Raw genomic sequence first — 12,810 nt, 5'->3', positions numbered from 1 at the left:
TATCCTCCTTTGGAGCAGGAGGGGCAAATGCTCATCTCGTCATTGAAGAATACATCGAAGAGGAACACCGCCCACCAATCAGCATCTCTGCAAAAAATCCAGCTGTCATCGTTTTGTCAGCGAAGAATAAAGACCGTCTTCGGGAGCAGGTACAGCGGTTGCTGTCTGCTATTCGGGAGCAAGTGCTGACGGACAACGAGCTAGCAGAGATTGCCTACACGCTTCAAGTAGGACGTGAGGCGATGGAAGAGCGCTTCGCTGTGATCGTCAAGTCGATCTCCGAGTTGGAAGCAAAGCTAACGGGTTATCTGGAAGATGAGGATGATAGACAAGACCTGTTCACGGGTCAGGTAAAGCGGAATAAAGAAACGATGGATGTTTTCGCCGCAGATGAGGATTTACAACAGGCAATCGATACATGGATCGCAAAAGGGAAATACGCAAAGATTTTGCAGATGTGGGTACAGGGACTTATTTTTGACTGGAACAAACTTTACGGGGATATGAAGCCTCGTCGAATCAGCTTACCTGCTTATCCTTTTGCAAGAGAGCGCTATTGGCTGCCAAAGGTGGAGTCAAAAGCCACTGGTCTTATCGCAGCAGGAGCGCTGGCAACCCTGCATCCCATGCTGCATCAAAATACGTCGACACTTTCGGAACAACGGCACAGCTCGACTTTTACAGGGCAGGAGTTTTTCCTGAGAGATCATGTCGTGAAGGGGCAAAAAGTCTTGCCTGGGGTAGCTTATCTGGAGATGGCGCGAGTGGCTGTGGATTTGGCAGCAGGTGTCCGATCTGATAACCAGTCGGCGATCCAATTGAAAAATATCGTGTGGGTCAAACCAGTTATTGTGGAAGATGCACCGATCCAAGTACACACAGGACTATACCCGGAAGAGAATGGTGAAATCGCTTTTGAAATCTACAGCCAGCCAAGGGAAGCCGAGGAGAATCTAGTAGTACATAGCCAGGGAAGAGCAGTACTACGATCAGCTATGGAAGCGCCAACTCTCGACCTTTCTGCCATTCAAGCACAGTGCACAGAGAGTAGTTATGGCGCAAGCCAATGCTACGAAACATTTCATGGGATAGGTCTGGAATACGGTCCATCACACCAAGGGATTGAGAAGCTGTTTGTAGGGTCAGACCAATTGCTGGCGAAGCTGATCTTGCCTTCCTCCGTTACGGATACAGCAGGAAAATTTGTCCTCCATCCGAGTATCATGGACGCCGCATTACAGGCATCGCTCGGTTTCATGATGGGCACTTCCGACCTTCAGCCGTCCTTGCCTTTTGCCTTGGAGCAATTGAACATTTACAGTGCTTCTATAGCTGCAGTATGGGCGTTGGTTCGATACAGTGACGGCAATGCCGCTACGCAAAAAGTGCAGAAGCTCGACATTGATCTGTGTGATGAGCAAGGCAAGGTTTGTGTAAGCATGAAGGGATTCACAACAAGGGTGCTCGAGGGTGAGAAAGCTGCCGGAGTTGTACAAGGCAGCAAAGGTGCAGGGGAATCGAACAAAATCACTGGTACGCTCATGCTGCAGCCTGCTTGGATCGAACAAGCCATTCCTAAGGAAGCCAAAGCTCCGGAATATGAACAGCATGTGGTGATGCTCTGCGAACCAGAGAAAATTTCTTGGGAAAGCATTTCCTCTCAAATAAACGGTGCGAGATTTCTTGCGTTGCAATCCGATCAGCAAAGCATAGCGGAACGATTCCAAGCGTATGCTGTTCAGGTTTTCGAAGAAATAAAAGCCCTTCTTCAAGCAAAACCAAAGGGGAAGGTGCTGATTCAGATCGTTGTCCCTCTCCGATCAGAGCAACGACTATTTGCTGGTATAGCTGGCCTGTTGAAAACGGCACAGATCGAAAACCCGAAAGTAATCGGACAGCTGATCGAAATCGATTCAACAGAAGATTCAGTGGGATTGGCGGAGAAGCTGAGAGCAAACAGCCTTTGCCCAACCGACAGCCAGATTCGCTATCAGTTAGGGAAACGATATATGGCGGGATGGAGTGAAGTTGCAGCTTCACAGCATGAAGCAAGCGTGCCGTGGAAAGACAACGGGATTTATTTGATTACGGGCGGAGCAGGTGGCTTAGGACTTATTTTTGCCGAAGACATGGGGGAGAAAGCCCGTGGCATCACCTTGATTCTGACGGGACGCTCTGCGCTGACTGAGGCGAAGCAAGCAAAGCTTCGTAAGCTTGCGGACAACGGAACCAGAGTCGAATATCGCCAAGTGGATGTCACGTACAAACAGGCTGTGGAGGATTTGATCCAAAGCATTCAAGCAGAGTTTGGCGATCTTCACGGCATCATTCATAGTGCAGGCGTGACTCGCGACAACTTTATCCTGAAGAAAACCAAAGAAGAAGTACAAGCAGTTCTCGCGCCAAAAGTTGCGGGACTCATTCATTTAGACGAAGCGACTAAGGGGCTGAATCTGGATTTCTTTGTGCTCTTTTCTTCAGCCGCTGGAAGCTTGGGCAATATGGGCCAAGCAGATTATGCGGCCGCAAACGCCTTTATGGATACCTACTCCGCTTATCGCAACGAACAGATCGCGCTAGGCGAACGGCAGGGTCAGACTATCTCCATCAATTGGCCTCTGTGGAAAGAGGGCGGAATGCAGGTAGACGAAGAGACAGAAAAGAGATTGTGGGACGACCTTGGCATGGTTGCTATGCAGACGGCTTCGGGTATCAACTGCTTGTATCGGGGGTTAGCTTCGGGACAAGATCAGTTGATGGTAATGGAAGGCGATTTTGTGCGGATGAAGCAAAAGCTGATTGGAACAAAGGCAACGTCTGTGACCGCATTGACAACACCAGCTCATTCGAACAGCTTGCAAAGCGAAGTTCAAGCGTCTTTGCTGAAAATGGTCGCTGATTTGCTCAAGGTCGATAGAGCGGATATTGAAATCCACGCTGAGCTCCATGAGTACGGCTTTGACCAGATTAAGCTGACCGAATTTACAAACAAGCTGAATCAAGACTATGAGCTTGCACTTACTCCAACTGTACTGGTAGAGTACCCGACTCTTTTTGCTGTCTCGCAACACTTGATGGATGTCTACCCGGATCGGTTCATCCAACAGTTCCAACCAGCAGAGAGCGCAAGTACCTCTGCAAAAATAGAGAACGAACAGCCTGTGTCCGTTGGGCAACAAGATATGCTTCGGGCAAAAGTAAGGGAGTATCTGAAAAAGGAAATTTCTGCTGTTATCAAGCTCCCAGCTTATAAAATCGATGAGGATGCTCCGCTGGAAAAATACGGGATCGACTCGGTTATGGCGATGCAATTGACCAATCAATTGGAAAAAGCATTCGGTTCGCTGTCGAAAACGTTACTCTATGAATACCAAAACATAGAGGATTTGACAGGCTATCTTTTGGCGCATCATGGAGACAAAATCATCGCAATTATGGGGGCTGGGAAAACATCAGAGACAAGTGCAGTTGAGAATGTCACTAAGGTGCTTGCCCCTACTAACTCCATAACAGAACATCGCCGTCGTTTCTCACAGTTTGTTACGCGTGAGCAGGCAAATAAACAAACAACATCTGACCTGGACATTGCCATTATTGGTGTTTCGGGTCGCTATCCGCAGGCAGCCAATGTACAAGAGTTCTGGAACAATTTGCGGGACGGCAAAGATTGTATTACAGAGATTCCGCAAGAGCGCTGGGATCACAGCTTATATTTTGACGAGGCTCGGAACAGACAAGGAAAAGCATACAGCAAATGGGGAGGATTCATAGACGGTGTCGATCAATTTGATCCGCTGTTCTTCCATATTTCTCCGAGGGAAGCGGAAATGATGGACCCTCAAGAGCGCCTTTTCCTGGAAACCGTGTGGAATCTGCTCGAAGAGGCAGGACACACGCGAGAGGTATTACAACGTCAATATGAGAATAGAGTCGGCGTCTATGTAGGGGCGATGTATCAGCCTTATCACGCCTTTGATACGGATATGGAAAAGGGCTCTATCATTTCCCTCTCTTCCTACCATTCGATTGCCAACCGAGTGTCTTACTTCTTTAATCTGCAGGGTCCAAGCATGGCGATTGATACAGCGTGTTCTTCATCTGCCATTGCCATTTATCATGCCTGCGAAAGCTTGATGAAGGGAGAAAGCTCGCTTGCTATCGCGGGTGGCGTGAATGTTTCGATCCATCCTAAGAAATACCTGGGATTAAGTCAGGCACAAATGATTGGAAGCCACGCAGACAGCAGAAGCTTTGGAGATGGAGACGGATATTTACCAGCAGAAGGCGTAGGCGCTGTACTATTGAAGCCTTTAGCAAAAGCGATGGAAGATGGAGATTCCATTTTAGCCGTTATTAAATCAGCTGCGACCAATCATGGCGGACGTACCAATGGGTTTTCCGTGCCTAATCCCCATGCACAAGCGCAATTGATGGAAGAAAATTTTGCTCGGGCGGGCATTGATCCACGGACGATCAGTTATGTGGAAGCCGCCGCGAATGGTTCGCTGTTGGGAGATCCAATTGAGTTGAAGGCGTTAACGAATGCTTTTTCGAAGCAGACAGACGATGTCCAGTTTTGTGCGATTGGGTCGGTGAAGTCGAATATCGGTCACGCCGAAGCAGCTTCTGGTATTTCTCAGCTGACAAAGGTGATCTTGCAGCTACAGCATCAGGAATTGGTTCCATCTATAAAGGCGGAGCCGTTGAACCCGCATATCGATTTTGCAGAAACACCTTTTTATCTGCAAAAAGATCGACAAAAGTGGGAGCGACCAGTGGTGAGAATCAATGGAGAAGAACGAGAGGTTCCACGCCGGGCGACGATCAGTTCGTTTGGAGCAGGCGGGTCAAATGCTCATTTGATTCTCGAAGAATATATTCCACCGCAGACAGAGATGAAATCCATTTCTTCTGCCACTTCACCCCAGATCGTGGTTTTCTCGGCAAAAAATGCGGAGCGATTGCGTGCCGTTGCCCAGCAGATGCTTGCATTTGCCAAGCAGCAAGCGTTTTCCTTGGCGGATTTTGCCTATACGCTTCAAGTCAAACGAGAAGCCATGGAATGCAGGCTGGCTATGGTGGTTCAAGATCGAGATGAATTGATCCAAGGATTACAGGCGTATTTGGAAGCGGTCGAACAAGGCAACGAGCCAAATTCATCGATTCCTATCTATACAGGAGATCTCGAAGAAGACCAGGCAGGAGTGCGAAATCTTCTTTCAGGCAAGGTAGGAGATACGGTGTTGCAGGTTCTTTTGGCAGAAAATAATCTGGAAAAGCTTGCCCTTCATTGGACACAGGGAGGCAAAATTCCTTGGGAATCCTTGCATCCACAAGAGCGTCGCAAGCTATCGCTGCCTACCTATCCTTTTTCCAGAGAACGCTATTGGCTCTCCACTTCCGAGGGTGAGGAGCAGCAACTCGGAACTGAAACGATCCGTCAACCTATGGAAAAAGCGACGTTAGCAATTGATATCAACCCGGACAGCCCAACAGAGGAGAACATCCAGCGGGATATGGCACAATTTCTCGCACGGGAGTTACACCTTTCGGAAGGGCAAATCAAGATAAACAAATATTTCTTGGACTATGGCATGGATTCGATCATGGTTACCAAGCTGATTCGTCATTTAGAGCAGCGCTGGAACATCAAAATCAGAGGGCGGGACGTGCTGGAGAACCCAACGATGAAGTCTTTGGCTCATCTACTTGCTTTAAAAATAAGAGAGTTGAGTCATAAAGAGATTGCTTCCACTACAGATTTAGAAACAACACCTCAGATTCGCAGTGAACGGACAGAGAATCTGTTGCAAAAATTCAAAGAAGGCCTGCTAAGTCTAGAAGAGATCGAACAGTTAATCGACAAAGGAGGGATGATATGATGCGACGGGAAATCCTCATGGCTTACAAAGAAGGTAAGCTGTCTGCTGCGGAAGTCCAAGAGAAGCTTCTGGAGCTGGAAAACCCATCGTTTACAAGTCCTCTGTCCGTCGGGCAGCAAGGATTGTGGATGTTGCAAAAAATGTCTCCTACGATGAGTGCTTATAATGTTCCGTTATGCTTTTGCATCCGCCAGAAATTAGACGTAGCGTTATGGAAACAAGCTTGCCACCATGTGCTAAAACAGCATCCAATTTTACAGAGTTCGATTATGGAAAAGCATGGTGTTCCGTATTTGATTCAACGCCTGGAGCAATCGCTTGCCATTGAGCAGGAGGACATCTCAAGCCTAGCGTCCCAGGATGTATGGCCATATCTCAGGCAAAAAGTGAAAGAGCCCTTTTCATTAGAAAAGGGTTCTTTACTTCGCATTCATCTATTGTCGCGTTCGGAAGAAGAGCATTTTGTCCTGATTACGATTCATCATATGATATTTGACGGACATTCCTCCTTGCTATTATTACAAGCATTGGTCCAAAACTATATCGAGCTGGTTGAAGGAAAGCAGCCAAAAGTAACACCGAATTCAACCCATTACGCTGACTTCGTAAAATGGGAACAGGACATGATGGCAAGCGCGGAAGGTGGGGAACATCGTTCTTACTGGCTGGAGCAATTGTCAGGGACGCTACCACAACTTGAGCTGCCTGCCGATCGCCCGCGTTCTTCTGCACCAAGCTTTGAGGGGCAGGTTTTTACGCACGTATTCACAAGAGATTTGAGTCAGCAGGTGAAGAAGCTCTCCAAGCATTACCGCATGAACCCATCTGTTCTCTTGTTAGGGATATTTAAAGCCTTACTGTATCGCTATACAGGTCAAACAGATGTGATTGTCGGCATGCCGACGATGGGACGTCCAGAAGAGAGATTCGATTCTTTGATCGGTTATTTTGTCAATATGATCCCCATCCGCAGTCAGGTAACGGGGGAAAAGTCTTTCGCCCAGTTCATTCGGGAATTGCAGCTTACGTTGATTGACGGGATGGATCACGCTGTCTATCCTTTTCCAGCGATGGTTCGAGAGGCAAATATTCCTCGACTTCACGGGAATTCACCCGTATTCGATATCATCTTTACGTACCAAAATTTTCTGCAATCGCAAAACTTGCAGCGATTTTATGATGAATACCAGAACAAGCTTGCCATCGAATTAATTGAGGGTGTTCATCAAGAGGGTGAGTATGAATTTGAGTTAGAGGTATTTGAGCAGGAAGCCGAGTTTGTATTGAATCTGAAATACAATCCACATGTATTTGACCAAGCGACGATACAGCGGATGGCAGAGCATTATCACAATATCGCAAACGAAGTCATCCAAAATCCTGACATCGCTTTGGATGAGATTCAACTTATTTCTGCTGAAGAACGAAACATGCTGCTGGTTGAGTGGAATGCGACCGAAGTGGCATTCCCACAGGATCTATGCATCCATGATTTGTTCGAGAAGCGAGTCCAACAAACGCCAGATGCTGTGGCTGTTGTTTATGAAAATCAGTCGTTGACCTACCGTGAACTGGATGAACAAATTACCAAGCTGTCGGTCTATTTGCAGGCCGAGGGAGCGGGTCCTGAAGCTACAGTAGGGATTTGTGTCGAACGCTCCTTGGAAATGGTCATCGGCATTTTAGGTATTCTGAAAGCTGGCGCAGCTTATGTTCCATTGGACCCAACCTATTCCACAGAGCGGTTGGCATACATGGTGGAAGATAGTAAAAGCAGTTTGGTGCTTACCCAAGCTCGCCTTTTGGACAAGGTATCTTCAGCCGCAGGAGAAAATACGAAATGCATCGTGTTAGACAGGGAGTGGGGAGAGGTTGAGCAGGCAGCACAGCGACAAAAAACACTCAACCGGGTAGTAAACCCATCCAATCTAGCTTATGTGATTTATACATCAGGAAGCACAGGGAAACCCAAAGGGGTCATGGTGAGTCATGAAAGTATCATCAACACCCTCTTTTTCCTGGAAGATCGTTATCCCGTTACGGAGAACGACGTTTATCTGCTCAAAACCAACTATGTGTTTGATGTTTCGTTGTCCGAGCTGTTTGGTTGGTTCATTGGCAGAGGACATCTGGCCATTCTTCCGCCACATGGGGAGAAGTCACCAGAGATGTTAGCCGAATCTATCGCGAAGCATCGCGTGACTCATGTCAATTTTGTTCCAGCGATGCTGAATGTCTTTGTAAACGGCGTTGTAGCGAATCAGTCATTCCTACAGCATTGTCCGCTAAAATATGTAATGGTTGCGGGCGAAGCCTTTCCAAAAGAGTTGGTGAAAAAGACGGTTGCTACTTTTCAAAAGGCGAAGATCGAAAATATTTACGGACCAACAGAAGCCTCTATTTATGCGGCATGGTTCTCCTGCTCTGAAAATGAATTGGTCAGCAGCAATACACCGATTGGTAGACCTGTCACGAATACGCAGCTCTATATTGTTGATCGCTATATGAATCCCGTGCCAGTTGGTGTTCCAGGAGAGCTTTGTATTGCAGGAAAAGGATTGGCTCGCGGGTACTTGAATCGCCCAGAGCTTACCGCAGAGAAGTTTGTGGATAACCCGTTTACACCGGGAACCAAGTTGTATAAAACAGGTGATTTAACACGTTGGCTGCCTGACGGAACGATTGAGTATTTAGGTCGAATCGATCATCAAGTAAAAATTCGCGGCTTTCGAATTGAATTGGGTGAGATCGAGAGCCAGCTAATGGCTCATCCACAGATCCAAAGCGTTGTCGTGTTGGTGAAAGAAGAGGGAGATCATAAGCGGTTGGTTGCTTATTTTGTTCCGAGAGCAGGTGCGAACCATGAACGGCTTGAGCCGGCAAAATTACGGGATTATTTGAGAAAGAATTTGCCAGAGTATATGCTCCCGGCATTTTTTGTTTCCATGGATAAAATCCCGTTAACCGCTAATGGAAAAGTGGATCGCCCAGAGCTGCTGAATCAAAAGCTTGTGGTAACACAGGCGAAGAAGCTGAGCCTGCCGCAATCTGATATTGAGCAAAGGACTTTGAAAATTTGGCAGGATGCCCTGAATGTAGAGGGGATCAGTACAGAAGATGGCTTTTTCGATGTGGGCGGAGACTCGATTCTCGCTACCATGGTTGTAGCCAAAATGACGGAAGAGTTTCAGTGCGATCTAAATGTGACCACGCTGTTTAAGTACGTCAATATTCGAGAGATTAGCGAATATATCGCAGCCATGAAAGAGAATGAATCGGATGAGCAAATGGATTTGGTCAATCCGAACCAGGCAACGGCGTACAGCGAAGGGGAAGTGGAGGAGACTTATCCTGAATACTATGAGGATAGTATCGCGATTATTGGAATCTCCTGCCACTTCCCGGGAGCGAAAAATCATAGAGAGTTTTGGGAGAATTTACGAAACGGCGTAGAAAGTGTACGTTTCTTCTCTGATGAGGAAATCGATCAATTACAGCTGCCTGATGAATACTTGCAGAATCCGAACTTTATTCCGGTGCAGTCCACCATAGAAGGAAAGGATCACTTCGATCCAGGATTCTTTCACTTGTCAGCCAGAGACGCAGAATTTATGGACCCGCAGTTTCGACTGTTATTGACCCATTCATGGAAAGCATTGGAGGATGCAGGGTATACACCGAAACAAGTACCGCAGACGGGTGTATTTATGTCGGCGAGCAATAGTTATTATCAAGCACTCTTGCCGCATTTCACCAAGGAATCACCGAATGTCATGAAAGACCCCAATGAATATGTCTCGTGGGTTTTGGCGCAAGGTGGAACCATACCGACGATGATTTCTCATAAAATGGGGCTGAAGGGACCGAGCTTTGCCGTCCATTCCAATTGTTCTTCCTCGCTGGTTGGATTGCATCTGGCTTATCGCAGCCTGCAATCGGGAGAATCGAAAGTGGCTTTAGTAGGGGGCGCAACTATTTTCCCTACGACTTATACCGGGTATGTCTATCAAGCTGGATTGAACTTTTCCAGTGATGGTCACTGCAAGACGTTCGACGCGTCAGCAGACGGCATGATCGGTGGAGAAGGAGTCGGCGTGGTTGTCCTCAAAAAAGCTTCCGATGCAATCAAGGACGGCGATCATATTTATGCCCTCATGAGAGGAATTCGCATCAACAATGATGGGGCAGATAAAGTCGGATTTTATGCGCCAAGTATAAAAGGTCAGGCTGAGGTGATCCAGCAAGTATTAGATGACACCAAGGTTCATCCTGAAACGATCAGCTACATCGAAGCGCATGGAACGGGCACTTATTTAGGAGATCCGATAGAATTTGCGGCGCTCAATGAAGTGTATACAAAATACACAACCCATAAACAGTACTGCGGACTTGGATCGGTGAAGACCAATATCGGACATCTCGATACAGCCGCAGGGTTAGCAGGTTGCATTAAAGTAGCACTAAGCTTATACCACAATGAAATTCCTCCATCGCTAAACTATGAAAAGCCGAATCCGAATATCAATTTGGATCAATCACCGTTTTATGTGGTTGATACGCTCAAAAAATGGGAGGATGCGCCTGTTCCCCACAGAGCGGCGTTAAGTTCATTTGGTCTAGGCGGGACGAATGCTCATGCCATTTTTGAACAATGGAAGATTGGGGCAGAAGCTAAGCGTGTCAGCGTGCGTGATGATAACAACAATCGCGTTTATTTCGTTCCGTTATCCGCCAAAAACGACGATCGTGTTCTAGCGTATGCCCAGCAACTCGTTGATTTCCTTAGAGATAATCAGGAGCGAGTCCATATAGCAGATTTGGCCTATACTCTCCAAGTGGGAAGAGAAGCGATGGAGAGCAGGGCTATTTTTATTGTCAAAAATATAGCGGAACTCATTCAAAAGCTGGATGACTTTTTGAGTGGAGCCGAACAAACAGCAGGTAGCTTTAGAGGAAACGTAAAACAAGCAAACCATGAAGTCTCCCAATTGAAAAAGAATGAGATGAATCGTGAGCTAATTACCAAGCTGTTTGCAGATAACAATGGAGAAAAAGCAGCCGAGTTGTGGAGCAAAGGTATGGATATCGAATGGGAAGTCCTGTACAACGATGCAAAACCACGTCGCATCAGCCTGCCTACCTATCCTTTTGCTGAGGAGTCCTATGGGGTTCCCGAGGGAGCGGCTTCTGTACAGATTTCGCCAATCTCTTCAGCAACTCCAACGCCAGAAACGCTCCTTCTCCAACCGTGCTGGAACGAACAGGAGATCAGTCAAAAAGCGGGTTCACCTGATTTTGCAGAGCATCTCGTGATCCTTTGTGAATGGGCTGAGGAATTCCAAGAGCGTATCGAATCCGAAATGAACGGAGTGCGCTGCCTGGTCTTACAACCACAATCACAGCAGGAAAATATGGCAGAACGGTTCCATGCCTACACCGTCCAGGTATTCACGGAAATCCAGCGAATCCTTGCCAATAAACCAAAGGGAAAAGTTCTGCTTCAGCTTGTTGTGCCTGCCAAAGAGGAACAGCAATGCTTCTCCGCTCTATCTGGTTTGCTGAAAACGGCTCAATTGGAGAATCCCAAGCTGATTGGACAGCTTATTGAAGTGCAAGCGGAGGACAAACCAGCGGAATTGGTCCATAAGCTGCAACAAAACAGCACCGATGAGAAAAGTAAGCATATTCGTTATCAGGATGGCAAGCGATGGGTGAGCGGCTGGACCGAAATGAAATCTTCTGGGCAAGCGGAGCATGTATGGAAAGATAATGGGGTTTATCTGATTACTGGCGGTGCTGGCGGATTAGGCTTGATTTTTGCCAAGGAAATCGCTCAGAGAACGAAGGGAGCGACAGTAATTATCACGGGTCGTTCTCCCTTGGATGAAGAAAAAACAGCCAAATACAGCGAATTGAAAGCACTAGGAGCCAATATTCAATATCGTCAGGCTGATATCACACAAAAGCAGGCGGTAGAGGACTTATTCCAAGCTATCAAGCAAGAGTTTGGTAGCCTCACTGGCATCATTCATGGAGCGGGAGTCATTCGTGACAGTTTCATCATTAGAAAAACAACGGATGAACTGGAACAAGTGCTGGCACCAAAAGTTTCTGGACTCGTGCATCTCGATGAGGCAAGCAAGGATATGGCGCTTGACTTCTTTATTCTCTTCTCTTCTGGCGTGGGATGCTTCGGTAATGCAGGACAAGCCGATTATGCTGCTGCCAATGCCTTTCTGGATCAATACGCCAAGTATCGTCGTGGTTTGGTGAAAGCAGGCAAACGACAGGGCCAAACACTCTCCATCAATTGGCCGCTGTGGAAAGATGGCGGTATGCGTGTTGATGAAGCGACAGAGAAGAGCATGGAGGCCAGAGGCATGGTCGCGATGTCGACTGCAAGCGGCATTCAGGCGCTGTATCAAGGGGTGGCTTCTGGCTCTGTGCAGATGCTGGTTATCGAAGGTAATCTGCCGACACTCAAGGAACAATTGCTAGGTACTCCTGCCGTGACGCAGTTCGATTCCACACCGATACAGGATGCGAATTTATCGGTCCATGCAGGTGTGTTAAAAGATAAAACGCTCTATCAGCTAAAAGTGATGTTCGGTCAAGAGACAAGGCTTGGAGCAGGTAAAATCGCTATCGATGAACCGTTCGAAACATACGGAATCGATTCGATTATGGTGATCCAGCTGAATAAAAAGCTAGGTGACGTCTTTAGCGAATTGTCCAAGACCATCCTGTATGAATACCAGACCCTTGACACCCTTGCAGATTATCTCGTCGCTGATCATCATCAGGAATGCATGAAATGGACGGGGCTTGATCGTCAGAGTGCGGTCAATCGCGGAACATCAACACCACTGGTGCGTAACGACCGTGAAACATCCAGCCATGAACCGACTCGCAGTGTAGCCGTGCAATC

Annotated in this window: 2 protein-coding genes (both cut by a window edge); both read left to right on the top strand. The window is 47.3% G+C overall.

Features of this window, described 5'->3' with window-relative positions; genetic code table 11:
• Nucleotides 1–5,882: the 3' end of an SDR family NAD(P)-dependent oxidoreductase gene (locus tag ACKKE8_RS21185; protein ID WP_409174766.1), read on the top strand. 6,061 nt of this gene lie to the left of the window's left edge; the window shows 5,882 of its 11,943 coding nt (coding positions 6,062–11,943); its start codon lies beyond the left edge, outside the window; it ends in the stop codon at nucleotides 5,880–5,882.
• Nucleotides 5,879–12,810 carry the 5' portion of an amino acid adenylation domain-containing protein gene (locus ACKKE8_RS21180; protein WP_409174765.1) on the top strand. Its footprint extends 14,557 nt past the window's final position, so 6,932 of the gene's 21,489 nt are visible here — the first part of the coding sequence; the start codon lies at nucleotides 5,879–5,881; its stop codon lies beyond the right edge, outside the window. The genes ACKKE8_RS21185 and ACKKE8_RS21180 overlap by 4 nt, the downstream gene beginning before the upstream one ends.

It is taken from the genome of Brevibacillus fortis (genome assembly GCF_046196545.1).
GTDB classification, from domain to species: Bacteria; Bacillota; Bacilli; order Brevibacillales; family Brevibacillaceae; genus Brevibacillus; species Brevibacillus fortis_A.
The sequence above is the reverse complement of the archived record's forward strand: the minus strand, read 5'-3'. Positions and strand labels throughout refer to the sequence as shown.